At 65.3% G+C, this 15,465-nt stretch carries 22 protein-coding genes and 1 pseudogene; all 23 read left to right on the forward strand.

The window, feature by feature from the left end; genetic code table 11:
• The first annotated feature begins 10 nt into the window (after positions 1-10).
• The 23 genes and pseudogenes from PKO50_RS03310 to PKO50_RS03420 all read left to right on the forward strand — a co-directional run bounded on the left by PKO50_RS03310 (position 11) and on the right by PKO50_RS03420 (position 15,403).
• Positions 11-553 carry a hypothetical protein gene (locus tag PKO50_RS03310; RefSeq protein ID WP_275628802.1) on the forward strand — a complete coding sequence of 181 codons (543 nt, stop codon included), beginning with the start codon at positions 11-13 and terminating at the stop codon, positions 551-553.
• Entirely contained in the window at positions 550-810 is a 261-nt protein-coding gene (locus PKO50_RS03315) for a hypothetical protein (RefSeq protein ID WP_275628803.1), read from the forward strand. The genes PKO50_RS03310 and PKO50_RS03315 overlap by 4 nt, the downstream gene beginning before the upstream one ends.
• On the forward strand, positions 807-1,064 hold the full coding sequence (locus PKO50_RS03320) for a hypothetical protein (RefSeq protein ID WP_275628804.1): 258 nt from the start codon (positions 807-809) through the stop codon (positions 1,062-1,064). The genes PKO50_RS03315 and PKO50_RS03320 overlap by 4 nt, the downstream gene beginning before the upstream one ends.
• On the forward strand, positions 1,061-1,369 hold the full coding sequence (locus PKO50_RS03325; RefSeq protein WP_275628805.1) for a hypothetical protein: 309 nt from the start codon (positions 1,061-1,063) through the stop codon (positions 1,367-1,369). Before PKO50_RS03320 ends, PKO50_RS03325 begins: the two co-directional genes overlap by 4 nt.
• Positions 1,366-1,599, forward strand: a complete 234-nt coding sequence (locus PKO50_RS03330; RefSeq protein WP_275628806.1) for a hypothetical protein — start codon at positions 1,366-1,368, stop codon at positions 1,597-1,599. Before PKO50_RS03325 ends, PKO50_RS03330 begins: the two co-directional genes overlap by 4 nt.
• Entirely contained in the window at positions 1,596-1,907 is a 312-nt protein-coding gene (locus PKO50_RS03335; RefSeq protein WP_275628807.1) for a hypothetical protein, read from the forward strand. The genes PKO50_RS03330 and PKO50_RS03335 overlap by 4 nt, the downstream gene beginning before the upstream one ends.
• Positions 1,904-2,698, forward strand: coding sequence for a hypothetical protein (locus PKO50_RS03340; RefSeq protein ID WP_275628808.1), 795 nt, complete (start codon positions 1,904-1,906; stop codon positions 2,696-2,698). The genes PKO50_RS03335 and PKO50_RS03340 overlap by 4 nt, the downstream gene beginning before the upstream one ends.
• A complete protein-coding gene (locus PKO50_RS03345; RefSeq protein ID WP_275628809.1) occupies positions 2,695-3,003 on the forward strand; it encodes a hypothetical protein in 309 nt (102 codons plus the stop codon). Before PKO50_RS03340 ends, PKO50_RS03345 begins: the two co-directional genes overlap by 4 nt.
• Complete coding sequence (locus PKO50_RS03350) at positions 3,000-3,239, forward strand: hypothetical protein (protein ID WP_275628810.1); 240 nt, start codon at positions 3,000-3,002, stop codon at positions 3,237-3,239. The genes PKO50_RS03345 and PKO50_RS03350 overlap by 4 nt, the downstream gene beginning before the upstream one ends.
• Positions 3,236-3,445, forward strand: coding sequence for a hypothetical protein (locus PKO50_RS03355; RefSeq protein ID WP_275628811.1), 210 nt, complete (start codon positions 3,236-3,238; stop codon positions 3,443-3,445). The genes PKO50_RS03350 and PKO50_RS03355 overlap by 4 nt, the downstream gene beginning before the upstream one ends.
• A gap of 43 nt (positions 3,446-3,488) precedes the next feature.
• Positions 3,489-4,142 carry a DUF1376 domain-containing protein gene (locus PKO50_RS03360; RefSeq protein WP_275630420.1) on the forward strand — a complete coding sequence of 218 codons (654 nt, stop codon included), beginning with the start codon at positions 3,489-3,491 and terminating at the stop codon, positions 4,140-4,142.
• A pseudogene (locus tag PKO50_RS03365) lies at positions 4,115-4,435 on the forward strand (hypothetical protein); the annotation flags it as partial. The gene PKO50_RS03360 and the pseudogene PKO50_RS03365, both read left to right, overlap by 28 nt.
• Positions 4,416-5,258, forward strand: coding sequence for an ATP-binding protein (locus PKO50_RS03370; protein WP_275628812.1), 843 nt, complete (start codon positions 4,416-4,418; stop codon positions 5,256-5,258). The pseudogene PKO50_RS03365 and the gene PKO50_RS03370, both read left to right, overlap by 20 nt.
• The gene (locus PKO50_RS03375; protein ID WP_275628813.1) at positions 5,255-6,655 is read left to right on the forward strand and encodes a DnaB-like helicase C-terminal domain-containing protein; all 1,401 of its coding nucleotides are present in this window, start codon (positions 5,255-5,257) and stop codon (positions 6,653-6,655) included. Before PKO50_RS03370 ends, PKO50_RS03375 begins: the two co-directional genes overlap by 4 nt.
• Positions 6,652-6,933 carry a hypothetical protein gene (locus tag PKO50_RS03380; RefSeq protein WP_275628814.1) on the forward strand — a complete coding sequence of 94 codons (282 nt, stop codon included), beginning with the start codon at positions 6,652-6,654 and terminating at the stop codon, positions 6,931-6,933. The genes PKO50_RS03375 and PKO50_RS03380 overlap by 4 nt, the downstream gene beginning before the upstream one ends.
• The gene (locus PKO50_RS03385; RefSeq protein ID WP_275628815.1) at positions 6,930-7,487 is read left to right on the forward strand and encodes a hypothetical protein; all 558 of its coding nucleotides are present in this window, start codon (positions 6,930-6,932) and stop codon (positions 7,485-7,487) included. The genes PKO50_RS03380 and PKO50_RS03385 overlap by 4 nt, the downstream gene beginning before the upstream one ends.
• A 432-nt stretch (positions 7,488-7,919) precedes the next feature.
• Positions 7,920-8,246, forward strand: coding sequence for a phage holin, lambda family (locus PKO50_RS03390; protein WP_275628816.1), 327 nt, complete (start codon positions 7,920-7,922; stop codon positions 8,244-8,246).
• 2 nt (positions 8,247-8,248) lie between these two features.
• Positions 8,249-9,037 (forward strand): hypothetical protein, encoded by a 789-nt coding sequence (locus PKO50_RS03395; RefSeq protein WP_275628817.1) that lies wholly within the window; start codon positions 8,249-8,251, stop codon positions 9,035-9,037.
• Between the two features lie 184 nt (positions 9,038-9,221).
• Entirely contained in the window at positions 9,222-9,749 is a 528-nt protein-coding gene (locus PKO50_RS03400) for a terminase small subunit (protein ID WP_109934488.1), read from the forward strand.
• Complete coding sequence (locus tag PKO50_RS03405) at positions 9,721-11,685, forward strand: terminase gpA endonuclease subunit (protein WP_275628818.1); 1,965 nt, start codon at positions 9,721-9,723, stop codon at positions 11,683-11,685. The genes PKO50_RS03400 and PKO50_RS03405 overlap by 29 nt, the downstream gene beginning before the upstream one ends.
• Entirely contained in the window at positions 11,685-11,888 is a 204-nt protein-coding gene (locus PKO50_RS03410; RefSeq protein ID WP_275628819.1) for a hypothetical protein, read from the forward strand. The genes PKO50_RS03405 and PKO50_RS03410 overlap by 1 nt, the downstream gene beginning before the upstream one ends.
• Before the next feature lies 1 nt (position 11,889).
• Complete coding sequence (locus tag PKO50_RS03415; protein WP_275628820.1) at positions 11,890-13,440, forward strand: phage portal protein; 1,551 nt, start codon at positions 11,890-11,892, stop codon at positions 13,438-13,440.
• Complete coding sequence (locus tag PKO50_RS03420) at positions 13,415-15,403, forward strand: prohead protease/major capsid protein fusion protein (RefSeq protein WP_275628821.1); 1,989 nt, start codon at positions 13,415-13,417, stop codon at positions 15,401-15,403. The genes PKO50_RS03415 and PKO50_RS03420 overlap by 26 nt, the downstream gene beginning before the upstream one ends.
• The last annotated feature ends 62 nt before the right edge of the window (positions 15,404-15,465 follow it).

Genomic DNA, 15,465 nt, shown 5'->3' on the forward strand with positions numbered 1-15,465 from the left:
AGCTCTTGCAGTGCTGATCACCTGTGTTACGCCCGCGCGTTCTTCTATCCAGGCCCTATGCACCGGCCGCCCTGATTCGAAGGCTTGCATCTTTTCAGTTGCCTGGATGATGGCGCTATCCGTCCAGATTTCAGGCAACAAAAAACCCGCCTTGCAGGGCGGGTTCTTCAGTCGCCACTCGTTGCAGCGGGTGGCTCGTACTTCATCGCTTGAAAGGAGCGAGAAAATGCAACAACCCGAAAATACCAAAGCGCCGGGCGCGGCGCAACAAGAGAAAACCGCGCTCATAACGACCGGCTGCTACTTCTGGAGCAACGCGCCTTCCGGTCACGAGATCCTCCAGGTTAATCCTGGGATTCCCTGTTCTGACGTGATGATCGATGCCGCCACGCTGAACGATGGGATCACCTGTCTTCTGAAGCGCCTCGCGGATGAGGGGGAGGGGGACGCAAACGGCATGGAGCTGCAGGTGCTTGCCCTGGCAAGCAGCGTAGTTGGCGCAATGGTTTCCTCCTGCCAGCGCGCTTTCGAGCGCCAGGAAGGTGAAGTATGAGCCTCCTCAAAGTCGATCCGCTCCCCGCGTACAAGTACTTCAGTGTCCACCCAAGTCTGTCGGTTGAAGCTGCTCTTGGCATGGCCGCCAGCGTCAACCACAGCCTCGCCGATCCGCTCAACCTGTACCTCCTCCAGCCGGATGGGGAGTTCACCAATCTCGCCGCCTTGGAGCTTGCCGCGCGCTGCGCCGCCGAACTGATCGACGCCTCGGTGTCGGCCCTTCAGAAGGACCGGGAAGAGGGGGGGGCAGCATGAAAACCTCTATCAAGGTCGATCCCTGCACCCCAATGGGGAGCTTCCGCATCTACCCCAACACCTCGGTGGACGAGGCTCTGAGGGAGGCAGAGCGCCTCATCAATAGCATCCAGTTCCTCTTCAGCGATCTGGATGGCGACCCCCTGGAGCCTGGCGTCCACTTCGGCATCGAGTTCCTTGCTCGGTGCGCCGCGGAGTTGGTGGATTCCGCCCGGCGCGGTGTGGTGCGCCATGAAGGGGGGGCATCCGAATGAACCTCGGCCATGTGATTCGGAAGAAGTGCAAGCGCGATGCGGACGAGGTGCTCAACGCCGACCAGATCGGCGAGATCAAGCAGGACCTGAACACCGCCCGCGACGCCATCTACAACATCTCGTTGGGGGTGGCCGCCATCGGCGCACTGATCGCCACCGCTGCGACGGAGGGCGAACTTGGCCAGGAGACGGCTGGGCGACTGGGCTGGCTCCTTGAGGAGCTGGGCGGTGGCATCTACGGGCTGCTGGATTTCGAGATGGCCTGCACTGAGCGCCTCCGGGCGCAGGGAGGGCGCAAGGAATGAAGGCCCGAACCGAAGTGCAGGCCCTGGCCGACCAGCTCCAGGGCTACATCACCGCCGTCGGCGACCTGGCTGTCGCTGTTCGCGAAGACCTGGCTTTCGAGGGGAGCGAGCCTGGGCCGCGCCTGACCGGCGACCAGGTCGACGCTATCAACCTCGCGATCATCACCATGGCCAAGCTTGCCGGTGAAGACCTCATCGGCCTGCTGGGCAAGCTGGGGGTGCCGGCATGACTAAGAACCTTCACGCCTGGTCCCAGGTGCTTCAGTGCGCCGATGACTATTGGAACGGCCTTGAACCGGATGCTGCTCGCGTCGCGCGCGTGCAGGACGCCGCGCGGGATCTCCAGTTCACCATCACCAATGGCATGGCAAGTCTGAATGCCCTGCTGATCGATCACGACGACGACATGCGCAGCGAAGAAGCAATGAACCTGCTCCGGCTGCTCGCGAGCCTGGGCGACGCTTGCTTGTCCTTGCGGTTGTTCGAGGAAGGCACCGCGGAGATCGGCGAGCGTCTCGCCAAGGGGGATCTGGAATGACCGGCCTGACCACCACCGGCGGCCAGGCCGCCACCATGACCAGCCTGGAGTTGGTCGACTTCATCAATGAGCACCGCAAGCAGCAGGCAGAGCAGGCCGGGCAGCCGTTCCCCTCGGATGAGTTCCCCGAGCTGCTGCACAAGAACTTCCTGGCGAAGGTGCCGGAAGTGCTTGGCGAAAGATCGGCTGAATTTGCAGCCGATCTCCCTGACAGCTACGGGCGGCCGCGCCGTGGCTACCGCTTCCCGAAGCGCGAGTCCTGCCTGATGGCCATGTCCTACAGCTACGACCTGCAGGCCGCCGTCTTCGACCACATGACGGCGCTGGAGGAGAAGCTGAAGTCTCTGCCGGATGTGTCTAGCCATGAAGGGGCTTTGCTGGCACTCCAGGGATCGGTAGAGCAGCAGCTCGCACTCATCAGCGAGAACAAGCAGCTCGCCGCTGAGCGTGACCACGCTATTGCCACCAAGGCGCAGATCGGCAGCCGCCGGGAAGCCCAGGCGATGGCGGCCGCGTCCTCCGCTGTTCGCCAGGTGCGCCGGCTTGAGGATGAGCTGGGCCGCGGTACTCGCTTCGCCACGGTCACTGCTGTCGAGATCGCCACCGGCACCGAGTACCCGTTCAACGCCTACGTCCACCTGCGCAAGTGGTGCAAGACCAATGGCGTTCAGCCCGAGATCGTCCCCGACCGCCGTTTCGGCAAGGTCAAAGCATGGCCTGCGGGCGCCTGGGCAGCCGTTTATCAAATCGATCTGGCGACCTTGTTCGGCGCCTCTGGAGCACAAGCATGATCAAGCTACCCGACGAGCAGCAGCAACTTATCCAGATCGCCGAGGCGGCGGTTGAGTATCAACTGGCGGAGACCAAGCGGAACGCGCTGCGCCGCGAGCTGAATACGCTGTACACCACGTACTTCGCGGCCTATGGCCGTCCGTATGGCGACAACCGCCGTATCGATCCGTACGACGAGAGGTTCGAGCCAGTGCTGGAGTTCACCGATCCCGCCTACAGGCGCTGGAAGGCTCAGCGCGACCTGACTACCCGCCTCAAGCGCAAGCTGCGGACGCTCGTTGCGCGCCTGGAGCGTGCCCGATGAGCCGCCACCAGTTGCAGCCCGGCCGGATCACCACCAGCCGCAACGGCCAGGGGGGGGCAGTGATCTCCGGCCCCTGGCCCTCCTACAAACAATTCCGCGACCTGCGCGAGAGCGAGCGGCTGTTGATGTACCGCCACGCCAAGCTCAATCGCGCAGCGCTCGAAGCGGCGGGCTTCTCCATGGCTGAGACCTACGACGACTTCATCCGCCGGATCACCGAGGAGCTCGACATATGAAGCTCAAACCGACATTCGAAACCGATGTGTACATCAGCCACGGCGGCTACTTCGCCATCAGTCAGACGCCCTCGATGGGCGAGGAAGACTTGGTGCTCCTCTCGCCGGATCAACTGCGGGCGGTCATGGCACACGCGCGCATCCTGCTGCGCACCGAAAAGACCTGGTGGCCTGAGAAGGAGGAGGGTGGCGATGTCGCTTCCTGATCCGTTCACGCCAGCTGATTGCGATCTGCGCGGGCTCCCGTTCATGCCGCTGGACGTCAATCGGTTGCGTGATAGCGATCTGGCCATCGAGGCAACTGGAGACGAGTTCCGCGCCGCCGTGCTGCTGTGGTGTGCGTCATGGAACCAGGTTCCGGCTGGCTCTCTTCCGAACGCGGACGCCACGCTGGCCGCCTATGCCGGCTATGGTCGAACCGACCTGAAGGGCTGGCGCAAGGTTCGTGAAGGCGCACTGCGCGGATTCGTCGAATGCTCCGATGGCCGTCTCTACCACCCTGTCGTTGCCGAGAAGGCCCTAGAGGCGTGGGCCGAGCGTTTGGAGTACCGGGAGGGCAAGGCAGCGGAGAACGAGCGCAAGCGGCGTGAGCGCGATGCTCGCCAGGCGATGTTCGCTTGGCTCCGCGAGCGCGGCGTGGTTCTCCCTTGGAACATAAAGACCAAGGAATTGCGTGACGAGGTGTCGCGCCTTGGCGGTGACGAGTCCGTGACAGGTCACGCGCCTGTCACCGTGACAGGTCACGCACTGGTCACGGCTAAGAAGGGACAGGGACAGGGACAGGGACAGGGAAAAGAACCCCCCTTACCCCCGAGGGGGAAGCCGCTGGCGCGGCAGGTGATCAGGACGAGCCGGCCCCGAAGCCTGTGCGCAAGAAGCGTGACGCGGCGTTCGATCCCCTGACCGCCAAGCCGGACAACGTGAGCGCCGACGCCTGGGCGAAGTGGGTGCAGCACCGGCGGGAGATCCGCAAGCCGCTGACGCCGACCTCCTGCAGCCAGCAGGCGGCGAAGTTGGCCGACCACCCCAATCCCGATGCGGTGATCCTGGAGAGCGTCACCAATGGCTGGACTGGTCTGTTCCCGGGCAAGGATGGCCGGCCCCCAGGCGCCAAGCCCTCGAACTTCACCAACCTCCCCAAGCACACCCCCGACATGTACCAGGAGGAGCCCGATCATGACGGCCCGAATTTCTAACTTCGTCCGCGCTCCCGAGCGCACCCAGGGACCGGACAACGGCGCCGAGTGCCCGGTGCACGGCCGCTACACCGAGGCCAGCGTTGAGCAGTTCGATGGCGGCATGCTTGTCGTCGGCTGCCCGGCCTGCCACTTCGCCGGCCTGCGCACTTCGCCGGAAGGCAGCGAGCAGCACCTGCAGGCCCAGCAGGTCCAGCAGCAGCGCAAGCTGAACGCTCTGCTGATCGGTTCGGGGATCACCCCGCGATTCCGCAAGGCGACGTTCCAGAGTTACCAGGCCGACGGCAGCGTGCCGATGGCTCAGGTACTGGTCCGCTGCCGCGACTTCGCCGAGCGGTTCCCGGAGCACTACGAGGCCGGCCGCTCGCTGCTGCTGGTGGGCAACGTCGGCACCGGCAAGACGCACCTGGGCAGCGCCATCGTCCAGCACGTGATCCGCGAGCACGGTGCCCAGGCCGTCATCACCAGCGCCGCCCAGATCATCCGGGTGGCCAAGGGCGCCATGGCCAGGAACGCCCAGTACACCGAGCGCGACGTGATCGAGGAGCTGGTGGGCTTCGACCTGCTGGTGATCGACGAGGTGGGGGCCCAGGGCGGCACCGAGTACGAGCGCGGCCTGCTGCACGAAGTGATCGACCAACGCTACCAGCAGGTGCTGCCCACCGTGCTCATCTCCAACCTGCCGGCCGACACCGCGGCGGCCCAGGCCGGGGAGCTGACGCTGCAGGACTTCATCGGCGAGCGGGCGCTGGATCGCCTGCGCCAGGGTGGCCGGGCTGTCCGCTTCACCTGGGGATCTGCCCGTAGCGAGGTGGACGCATGAGCCGGGAGCTGTACAGCCTCGAGGCCGAACACGGCGTGCTCGGCGCCATCCTGCGCGCCGCTGCGCAGCAGGACACGAACCTGGTGGACCAGATCGTCGAGGGGATCACTGCGGCGGACTTCTACTTCGACGACAACGCTGCGCTGTTCCAGGTGATCGCCGATCTCCACGCCGAGGGCGTGCCTGTCGATCCGGTGACGGTGGCACAGGTCCGGCCGACACTGCCGAGCGAGGGGCGCACGCTGGCCTATGCCGGCGAGATCAACAGGAACGTCCCGTCGACGGCGAACTGGCGCACCTACTCGCGGCACCTGCGCGAGCGAGCCGTGCTGCGCCGGCTGATCGACGCCGCGCGCACCGTCGAGGACCTGGCCACTGAGGACCGTCCGCTGGCCGAGATCATCGCCAGGGCTCAGGAGGCGATGGCCGACCTGCGCGACCTGGACGATGACGCGCCGGCCTATCGGCGCCTGGACGAGGTGGTGCTGAAGGCCTGCGACAAGATCGATGACGGCCTCAACGACCGGCTGCCGAAGTTCCAGGAAACCGGTCTGGCCGACCTCGACAGGCTGATGCGCGGCATCCGCCCGAAGAAGGTCACCGTGATCGCCGGCCTGCCCGGCAGCGGCAAGACCACCCTGGCCCTGCAGATCGCCCAGCACAACGCGGTGAAGCGCGGCAAGCCCTGGTTGGTGTTCTCCCTGGAGATGCCCGAGGAGGAGCTGGGCATCCGCGCGATCGCTTCGCTGGGCGGAATCGACCTCAAGCGCCTGGAGTCGCCCAAGGACATGGACGAGGAGGACTGGCAGCGCCTCAACGTCGCGGCCAACCAGTCCAAGGACGCCCCCCTGTTCATCTGCGACGATCCCGCCGTCACCCCCTCGCGCATGCGCTCGATCGCCCGGCGCGCCAAGCGTGAACACGGCCTGGCCGGCATCGTCGTGGACTACCTGGGCCTGGTGCCGGTCGAGGTGAAGGGGCGCACGCGCGCGGACGAGGTCGGCGCCGTGAGCAAGGCCCTGCTGCGCCTGGCCAAGGAGTTGGACGTCCCCGTCATCGAGCTCTCCCAACTCAACCGGGAATCGACCAAGCGCACTGGTAAGGCCAAGCGGCCCCAGGCCAGCGACCTGCGCGACTCGGGCGAGATCGAGGCCGACGCCAGCTGCATCCTGATCGTCCACCGCGACATGGACACCGAGGAGGGCCAGAACGGCATCACCGAGATCCTCATGCCGAAGAACCGCAACGCGGCGCCCGGCATGTGCCACGTCCAGCAGCAGGGCCAGTACGGCCGATTCGTCAACCTGTTCGGCTACCGCGAGCCCTCCCAGGAAGAGGTCGAGATGGGCCGGGGCACGTTCGCCAACCAGTACGGCAAGAAGGGGAAAGCCGCATGACCAACGTAACGGCCCTCGCGCCGCGCAAAAGCATGACCCAGCCCGAGCGCAAGTTGCTCCAGGTGCTGGCCCAGGAACTGCCATCCATGCCCGCCGGGCCCACGGTGATGGCCTGCCTGCTCCAGTTGGTGGCCAGTTGGATGGGCAGCCCGTCGCCCCTCGGCTTCGAAGACTTCGCCAAGGCCTGGGTGCTGCAGGGCAACGTCAAGGGCGCCGCGGCCGAGCAGCTGCTGCGCGATGTCCTGGGGATCACCCCTCCGCCGAAGGGGGCTGCATGACGGGAATCTATCGCGATGTGCTGCCGGCGATCGTTCGCGTGCTGGCGGCCGATGTCATCGACAACACGGCGAAGCAGAGCTGGCAGAAGCTGATCGAACGCAAGGTCGATGGAGGGTTCCGATCCCTGCTGTCTGCCCAGGATCAGTTCGAGTACGACTGCCTGCTGCACGCCTTGCTCCACAGGGAACTGTCACCGGCGGAGTGGGACGTGCTGCATGCCCGGTATTCGACGCACTACGAGCGCCGCGGCAAGGCGATTGAGCGGCTGGCGCAGCAGGTGAAGAGCCCGGCGCCTACCCGCTTCTTCGAGTGTGCCGTGGCGACCTGGGCAATTCCCCGGATGAAGGGGAAGGATGGAAAGCGGTCAACCAGCGTAATCGTGCTGCCGGCCAAGTGGTACGACATCAACAACTGGGACGACGAAGCGCGGCCCGACTCAACCCGCAGCCGCTGGCGCCGAGACATCAGGAAGGCACTCGACCGCTTGGAAGAGCAGGCCATGGTGCACGTCACCGAGATCCTTGCCCGCGAAAAACTTTTGGAGGCCAGTTGACTTGTGTGAGCGTTTGAGCGAAATTGCCCACATCTGCTGATCCGTGCGCGTCGCACAGACCGGCAACGAAACCCGGCCATCGTGCCGGGTTTTTTATTGCCCAGAGATTTGGAACCGTGGTCGGCACGGCCCGCAAGGGGGAGTCGAACACCGTCTGCCGGCGGTGCGGTGATACGGGAAACACCGGCAGAACAGGCGTATCGCCATCCTCGATACTCCCGGTGCGGCCTGTTCGGACGGCGTGGAAAGGCACGCACTCAATGCAGGTGAATGCCCAGGCTGATGGGCGATGCCCGGTCGTGCAGGCGCCACCACAGACCTAGATCGTTAAGACGCCAAGCCGAGATCAGCGCCGACCACCCGTACCCATACCAAGCCCAGCCCAAGCGCTGGGCTTTTTCGTTTCCGCCCCGCAGAGGGGATATCGAGACCATGAAGATGTCCGACAAACCCGAGCTCCTTGCAATTGCGCTCGCATGGTTGAGCCAGCACGCACCTGTGCTGTACGCAGGTGGCCTGTCCTTCCTGGTCGCGATAACCCGCGTCATCTACGGTGGTGGCACGCGGCGCCAGGCGCTGCTCGAAGCCACGCTCTGCACGCTGATCACCCTGGGCCTGATCCCGGTCTTGGAGTGGCTCGGCCTGCCACAGAACATGGCCACCGCCGCCGGTGTCTTCACTGGGTTCCTCGGCGTGAAGAAGATCGCCGACCTGGCCGATCGTGTCGCTGACTGGAAACTGCCGAAGCGCGAGGGCTGACCATGCGCGGAAGCATCAGTGCCCAGGACCTGGACGACGCAGTGGCTTCCCTGGCCAGCCTCGGCGGCGATCTGCCCAACCGTGTGCTGGCCGATGCCCTGAACCACACCGCCAACCAGGCGAACCAGGCACTGCGGTCGGAGATTGACGATGTGTTCGATCAGCCGACGCCCTTCACCCGTAATGCCATCCGCATCCTGAACGCCACGCCGAGTCGCCTGGAGGCCGCGCTGTGGGTGAAGGACGACAAGGACAACAACTCCAAGGGCCAGGCGCCCGAGGACTGGGTGGCGCCCCAGGTGTTCGGTGGGCCCAGGGTGGACAAGGCCTCGGAGCGCAACCTGCGAGCCAAGGGCATCTTGCCCAAGGGGATGTTCATCGTCCCTGCCGAGGGAGCCCGCCTGGACCAGTACGGCAACATGGGCCGCGGCCAGATGCGCCAGATTCTCTCGGGCCTCGGCGCGGCGGAATACACCTCTGGCTACAGAGCGAATGCGACACAGAGCAAGCGCTCTAAGGATAAGGGGCACGAGCAGGCCTTCTTCGTCATGAAGCGAGGCAAGCGGCCCATCGGCATCGCCGAGCGCCGTGGCGAGAACTTGGTCATGGTGCTCGCCTTCGTGCGCGCCCCCCAGTACCGCGAGCGCTTCCGCTTCTTCGACATCGTCCGGCGCATCGCCGAGGACGACGCCAGGCTCGAGGCGAACATCGAAGAGGCCATCGCCAAGGCTGCACAGGGGCGGACGCCGACCGAATGGAGGCGCCGGCCCCAGTCGGGCCCGCGGTCTTAAATCGGGGCCTGTGGCGTGCCACAAAAGCACGGGGATGGCTCTGGGCCGGCGCCACTGGCGTGCCACACCCCCCTGTCTAGGTTCTCCCCCGGGGTGGGGCCGTCGAGGGTAATTCGAACCCCGTTCTCGCTCTATACACGGGCATTTTTCAGGACTTCCGTTTCCGGTTCCGGTTGGGTATCGCATGGCAACTCAGATCGAAGTGGCGAAGCACCTCGATCTCAGTGATCGCCAGGTGCGTAATCTCCTTGCAGACGGCGTCCTGCCTGGCTCCAAGGGCAAAGGCGGATTCGACGTGGATGCCTGTCGACTGGCGTACATCCGCTATCTGCGGGGACTTGGAAATGCCCAAGTCAAACCGGAAACGGCCCCGGATTCGGACGACATTGATCCGCTGATCGAGTATCGGCTCACGCAGGAGCGCCTGCGACTTACTGCGGCCCAGTCAGAGGCCCAGGAGCTGAAGAACGAAGTAACCAAGAAGCGGTTGATCCCGGCCGAGTTCATCACCTTCGCTTTCGCAAAATTCATCCCGGCCGCCGGCTCGATCTTCGACACGGTGGTCATGACACTGCGCCGCCGGCACCCCGATCTCACCCCAGGGCAGCTCGACTCGATCAGTCGCGAATTGACCAAGGCGCGCAACACCATCGCCCAGGCGGCGGATCGCCTACCGGAGTGGCATGACGAGTTTATCGACAGCGCAGATTGAGGCCTGCCAGGCTGCTATGTCTGCCGGTCTGCTGTCGCTGCGACGCGACGCGCCACAGACACCTGTCGCATGGGCTGACGAAAACTTCTACCTGTCCAGCGAATCTTCCTACCAGGAGGGCCGCTGGGAGACGTTGCCCTACCAGGTGGCGATGCTCAACGCCATGGGCAACGACGAGATTCGAATCGTCAACGTGATCAAGTCCGCCCGCGTCGGCTACTCGAAGATGCTGCTGGCGGCCTCGGCCTACCAGATCGAGCACAAGCGCCGGCACATCGCGTTCTTCGTGCCGGACGACGGCAGCGCCGACCTGTTCATGAAGTCCGAGATCGAAACCATGATCCGGGACGTCGGCGCCGTCCGCGCGCTCGCGCCTTGGTGCGGCAAGAAGCACCGGGACAATACGCTCGACATCAAGAAATTCAGCCACGGCAAGCAGCTGTGGTGCCGCGGCGGCAAGGCCGCGAAGAACTATCGGGCTATCTCGGCCGATACCGTCATCTATGATGAACTGGCCGCTTTCGATCATGACATCGATAAGGAGGGCTCTCCGCTGGTCTTGGGTGACAAGCGGATTGAAGGCTCTACCTTCCCGAAGTCGATCAGGGGCAGCACGCCTAAGCTGCGCGGACCCATCGACCGCGGCGGTTGCCAGATCGAAGGTGCCGTCCAGAAGTCGCCGCACCTGCTGCGCTATCACATTCCTTGCCCGCACTGCGGTGCGGAGCAATACCTGAAGTGGGGCGGCAAGGATTGCGCCTACGGCATCAAATGGGATCCTGGCCAGCCGGAAAATGCCTGGTACGTGTGTGAGGCCACCGGCTGTCTGATCCGCTATTCCGAGGCGCTCGAGGCGCAACGTCAGGCGCGCTGGATCTGCGAGAAGACCGGAATTTGGACACGGGATGGCTTCGACTTCTTCGATGCCGAGGGGGAGCCGGTCCCTACCCCCGAGTCCATCAGCTTCCACATCTGGACGGCCTATAGCTTCTTCGTTCCCTGGGGGCGCATCGCACAGGACTTCCTTCAGGCCAAGGGCAGCCGCAGCGACCTGAAGACATTCGTCAACACCACCCTTGGCGAGACCTGGGAGGAAGACCAGGGCGAGCGCGTCGAGTGGGACGTACTGCTTGGGCGCCGCGAGGTCTGGCAAGGCGAAATCCCGGCCCAGGCTGTGGTCCTCACTGGTGGCGGCGATACCCAAGATGACCGCTATGAGGGGAGGGTCTGGGCCTGGGGCCCCAACGAGGAATGCTGGCTGGTTTATCGCTTCGTGCTGATGGGCGATCCGGGTGGCGAAGAACTGCGCCGCAAGCGCGACCTGGAGCTGCACCGCCAATTCACTCGGGCCGACGGCCTTGTGATGAAGGTCGAGCGCTGGTGCTGGGACGCGGGCGGCCACTACATCGATCAAGTCTGCGACGACAGCAAGAAGAACGGCTTGCTCTGGATGATTCCCATCATCGGCGCACCGGTTTACGGCAAGCCCATCGCCAGCTTCCCCACGAAGCGCGACAAGCGTGGCGTGTACCTGACGACCGTCGGCACTGACAACGCCAAAGAGCTTTTCTACAGCCGCCTGCGCCTGCCGCTGGATGTTTCGAAGTCCCAGGCTGGGGTGACCCAGCCCCAGGTAATCCACCTACCGGCTAACGACCAGGTGTGCGACGAGGCCGAGGTTAAGCAACTGACCTCCGAAAGCAAGGTGCTCAAGGTCGTCAAGGGGGCGCAGCAGTACCGCTGGGACAACCAGGGGCGGCGCAACGAGGCGCTGGATTGCTTCGTGTATGCCTTGGCCGCGCTGCGCATCAGCCAGCAGCGCTTCGGCCTTGATCTCAATGCCTTGGCCGCGGAGCCAGAGCCGGGCGGCTCGGCTGCGGCAGACGACAAGCAGGAACGCCCGCGGGCGAAATCCAACTACTGGAAGCGGAACTGATGGCCTACACCCTGGAACAGTACGAGGCGCTGAAGGCGGCCATCGCCGAAGGCGCCTTGTCGGTGCGCTTCGCCGACCGCAGCGTCACCTATCGATCGGTCGACGAGATGATCCGCATCCTGCGGCTCATGGAGTCTGACCTGGGCCTGAACGCCACCAGCAACGGCGGCCGCCGCTTCGCCTCCTTCTCGAAAGGCTTCTGACATGGGCTTCCTTGACACCTGGCTTCCCGGCCGCGCCGCGAAGCGCGCCGAGGCTCGCCTACGACAAAAGCAGGCGGAGCTCCGGCTGCAGCTCATGGAGCGCCGTTTCGAGGGGGCCGCCGGCGGACGCCGGAACGACGGCTGGCGCTCGGCCGGCACCGATGCCAACACCGAGAACGCCCCGGCCCTGGCCGTGTTGCGCAACCGCGCCAGGGACCTGCGCCGCAACAACCCCTATGTCGAGCGGGCCATCACCGGCATCGCCGACAACGTGGTGGGCGCCGGCATCGTGCCGCGACCAATCGGCGGCAGTGAGCGTGCCGGGAAGAAACTGGCCGCACTCTGGCGCGCCTGGGCCGACTCCGTCCAGTGCGATGCCGACGGGCTGGAGAACTTCTCCGGGCTGCAGCACAAGATCATGGAGACGGTGGTCGAGTCTGGCGAATGCCTGGTGCGCCGACGGCGCCGTAAGAGCACAGACGGCCTGGCCGTTCCGCTTCAGCTGCAGGTCCTGGAACCGGACTTCCTCGACGAGGAGAAGAACGGGCAGAACGGCGGCAACCTGATCATCCAGGGTGTCGAGTTCGATTCCATCGGCCGGCGCGTCGCTTACTGGCTGTTCGACGAGCACCCCGGCTCCAGCGGAACCTGGCGCAGCATGCAGTCGCGGCGCATCCCGGCGGAGGACGTGGCACACATCTTCCTGCCGAAGCGCCCGGGGCAGGCGCGCGGCTACACCTGGTTGGCGCCGGTGATGCAGCGCGTGCGCAGCTTCGACGAGATGGAAGACGCGGTGATGGAGCAGGCGAAGATCGCTGCCTGCTACGCCGCCTTCGTCACCAAGGACGATGCGGCGGGCGGCGGGGCGAAGAAGCCTCCGCTGATCGAGCGAATCGAACCGGGGATCATCCAGGAGCTTGGTCCTGGCGAGGATGTGAGCTTCGCCTCGCCGCCGGCATTCAATGGCTACTCCACCTATTCGTGGCAGGCCCTGCATGCCATCTCGGTGGGCCTAGGCATCCCCTACGAACTGCTCTCCCATGACCTGAAGGGGGTGAACTTCTCCAGTGGGCGCATGGGCTGGCTGCACTTCGCTCGGCGGGTGGATGTGTGGCAGTGGCGACTCCTGATTCCACAGCTCTGTGAGCGTTCCTGGCAATGGTTCATGGAGGCCCAGTTGCTGGCGCCTGGCGGGGTATCCGGCGAGGCGCGCGCTGACTGGGTTCCTCCTCGCCGAGACATGGTTGACCCGAAGTCGGAGACCGAGAACGTCAAGGACCGGCTTCGCTTGGGCTTGGTCACCTGGCCGGATGCCCTGCGGGAATTGGGCATCACCGATACCGCTGCACATGCGAGCGAGATCGCGAAAGCCAATGCGCTGTTCGACGAACTCGGTCTGGTGCTGGATGGCGACCCCAGGAAGGTATCCAACGCGGGCCTGACTCAGGCGCGCCCGGTTGGGACTCAGATCCCATCCACCGAAATCAACCCTGTCTCCGGGCAGGCACCTGAAGAGAGTCCGACAGATGACGGCGAAAGCACAGACGCATGACACGCCGATGCTCCAGTTGCGGGCGGCCATCCGCCCCGACTCGGTGAACATCGAAGATCGCACCGTCGAGATCACCTGGACCACCGGCGCCAAGGGGCGCCGCTGGTCCTGGGACATCGGCAGTTACATGGAGGAGTTGGAGGTAAGCGAGTCGGCGGTGCGCCTGGAGCGGCTGAACAACGGCGCCCCCTTCCTCAATACCCACAGCACCTGGGAGCTGGGCGACGTCATTGGTGTCGTCGAACGTGCCTGGCTCGAGGGCGGGGAGGGCCGGGCCCTGGTCCGCTTCAGCCAGCGCGAGGATGTGGAGCCGATCTTCCGCGATGTGCGTGACGGCATCCTGCGCAACATCAGCGTCGGCTACTCGGTGCATCGCTACGAGATGACCGAGGAGCCGGACGACAAGCTGCCCACCTATCGCGCGGTGGACTGGGAGCCCATGGAGCTCTCGCTGGTGCCGATCGGCTTCGACGATGGCGCCAAGACGCGCAGCACCAAGACGGAAGCCGACTACCAGGGACCGCGCTTCAGCACCGTTTTCGAAACCCGGGAGGCCGCCGCGCCGACCGAGCAACCGGCCGTCTCGGCCAAGACCCAAGAGGAACCCAAGATGACCGAAGAAGAAATCCGAGCGGCCGAGGAAACCGCCCGTCGCGAGGCTGCCGAGGCCGAGCGCAAGCGCGGCCAGGCCATCCGCCTGATGGCCCGCAAGGTGGGCCTGGACGAGGCCTTCGCTGATGACCTGGTGGAGCGCGGCGTCACTGCCGAGCAGGCCAGCGCCGCCATGATCGACAAGCTGGCCGAGCGTCAGCAGACGGAGCAGCCGGAAAGCCGCAGTGCGCAGCCGACCCCGTCGGGCACCATCGACCTGTCGGTGGTTCGCGCCAAGCGCTCTGCCATGGAGAACGCTCTGCAGCACCGCTGCAGCCCGGCCTCCAAGCTGGAAGACGCCGCCCGCGAGTTCCGCGGCATGCGCCTGCTGGACCTGGCCCGCGAGTGCATCAGCCTGGCCGGTGGTAACTCCCGCGGCCTGACGCCGCGCGAGATCGCCACCGCCGCCCTGGGCTGCAGCGCCGAGTCGGTGCGCGCCGCCGGCATGCACACCATCAGCGACTTCCCGCTGCTGCTGGGTAGCACCGTGAACCGCACCCTGCGCGCGGCCTACGAGCTCACGCCGCAGACCTGGCGCCCGCTGGGCCGTCAGACCAGTCTGCCGGACTTCCGTGAGGCCACTCGCGTGGCCCTGGGCGACATCGCGGCGCTGGAGAAGGTCAACGAGTCCGGCGAGTACAAGTACGGCACCCTCGACGAGGAGGGCGCGCCGATCAAGGTGGCGAAGTTCGGCAAGATCATCGCCATCACCTGGGAGGCCATCGTCAACGATGATCTGTCGGCACTGACCCGCATCCCGCAGGCCCTCGGCGCGGCCGCCGGCCAGACCGAGTCCAACGTGGTGTGGGACCTGCTGCTGGGTAACCCCACCTTCGTGGACAACCAGGAAATCTACTCTGCCGCGCACGGCAACGTCGCCGCCAGCGGCGGGGCGATCAGCACCACCTCCCTGGCTGCTGCCCGCGCCGCGATGCGCAAGCAGAAGTCCAAGGCCGGCCACTTCCTCAACCTGGGGCCGGAATTCCTGGTGGTGGGCCCGGACAAGGAGCTGGAGGCCTTCCAGTTCACCAGCTCCAACTACGTGCCGGCCAAGAACGCCGACATCAACGACAGCCGCAACACCACGCTGACCGTGATCGTCGACGCGCGCATCGAAGGCAACCAGTGGTTCCTCTACGCCGCCCCGGGCGTCGTGGACACCTTCGAGTACGCCTACCTCGAGGGCGAGCAGGGCGTCTTCACCGAAACCCGCCAGGGCTTCGAGGTGGACGGCATGGAGATCAAGGCCCGCCTGGTGTTCGGCGCCGCCTGGATCGACTACCGCGGCACCTACATGAACGCGGGCAACTGATCGAGCCTCACCTCACCAGGGCGCCGGAAGGCGCCCTTCGTGTTTCTGCACCTTCGAGAGAG

The organism is Pseudomonas sp. 273 (genome assembly GCF_029201425.1).
GTDB classification, from domain to species: Bacteria; Pseudomonadota; Gammaproteobacteria; order Pseudomonadales; family Pseudomonadaceae; genus Pseudomonas; species Pseudomonas delhiensis.

Coding starts and splice junctions, on each gene's coding strand:
- PKO50_RS03405 (WP_275628818.1), top strand. CDS start 9,721: ATGACGAGTTTATCGACAGCGCAGATTGAGGCCTGCCAGGCTGCTATG.
- PKO50_RS03330 (WP_275628806.1), top strand. CDS start 1,366: ATGAAGGCCCGAACCGAAGTGCAGGCCCTGGCCGACCAGCTCCAGGGC.
- PKO50_RS03350 (WP_275628810.1), top strand. CDS start 3,000: ATGAGCCGCCACCAGTTGCAGCCCGGCCGGATCACCACCAGCCGCAAC.
- PKO50_RS03395 (WP_275628817.1), top strand. CDS start 8,249: ATGCGCGGAAGCATCAGTGCCCAGGACCTGGACGACGCAGTGGCTTCC.
- PKO50_RS03410 (WP_275628819.1), top strand. CDS start 11,685: ATGGCCTACACCCTGGAACAGTACGAGGCGCTGAAGGCGGCCATCGCC.
- PKO50_RS03325 (WP_275628805.1), top strand. CDS start 1,061: ATGAACCTCGGCCATGTGATTCGGAAGAAGTGCAAGCGCGATGCGGAC.
- PKO50_RS03355 (WP_275628811.1), top strand. CDS start 3,236: ATGAAGCTCAAACCGACATTCGAAACCGATGTGTACATCAGCCACGGC.
- PKO50_RS03360 (WP_275630420.1), top strand. CDS start 3,489: ATGCCGCTGGACGTCAATCGGTTGCGTGATAGCGATCTGGCCATCGAG.
- PKO50_RS03420 (WP_275628821.1), top strand. CDS start 13,415: ATGACGGCGAAAGCACAGACGCATGACACGCCGATGCTCCAGTTGCGG.
- PKO50_RS03345 (WP_275628809.1), top strand. CDS start 2,695: ATGATCAAGCTACCCGACGAGCAGCAGCAACTTATCCAGATCGCCGAG.
- PKO50_RS03400 (WP_109934488.1), top strand. CDS start 9,222: ATGGCAACTCAGATCGAAGTGGCGAAGCACCTCGATCTCAGTGATCGC.
- PKO50_RS03390 (WP_275628816.1), top strand. CDS start 7,920: ATGAAGATGTCCGACAAACCCGAGCTCCTTGCAATTGCGCTCGCATGG.
- PKO50_RS03315 (WP_275628803.1), top strand. CDS start 550: ATGAGCCTCCTCAAAGTCGATCCGCTCCCCGCGTACAAGTACTTCAGT.
- PKO50_RS03320 (WP_275628804.1), top strand. CDS start 807: ATGAAAACCTCTATCAAGGTCGATCCCTGCACCCCAATGGGGAGCTTC.
- PKO50_RS03415 (WP_275628820.1), top strand. CDS start 11,890: ATGGGCTTCCTTGACACCTGGCTTCCCGGCCGCGCCGCGAAGCGCGCC.
- PKO50_RS03335 (WP_275628807.1), top strand. CDS start 1,596: ATGACTAAGAACCTTCACGCCTGGTCCCAGGTGCTTCAGTGCGCCGAT.
- PKO50_RS03380 (WP_275628814.1), top strand. CDS start 6,652: ATGACCAACGTAACGGCCCTCGCGCCGCGCAAAAGCATGACCCAGCCC.
- PKO50_RS03340 (WP_275628808.1), top strand. CDS start 1,904: ATGACCGGCCTGACCACCACCGGCGGCCAGGCCGCCACCATGACCAGC.
- PKO50_RS03375 (WP_275628813.1), top strand. CDS start 5,255: ATGAGCCGGGAGCTGTACAGCCTCGAGGCCGAACACGGCGTGCTCGGC.
- PKO50_RS03370 (WP_275628812.1), top strand. CDS start 4,416: ATGACGGCCCGAATTTCTAACTTCGTCCGCGCTCCCGAGCGCACCCAG.
- PKO50_RS03385 (WP_275628815.1), top strand. CDS start 6,930: ATGACGGGAATCTATCGCGATGTGCTGCCGGCGATCGTTCGCGTGCTG.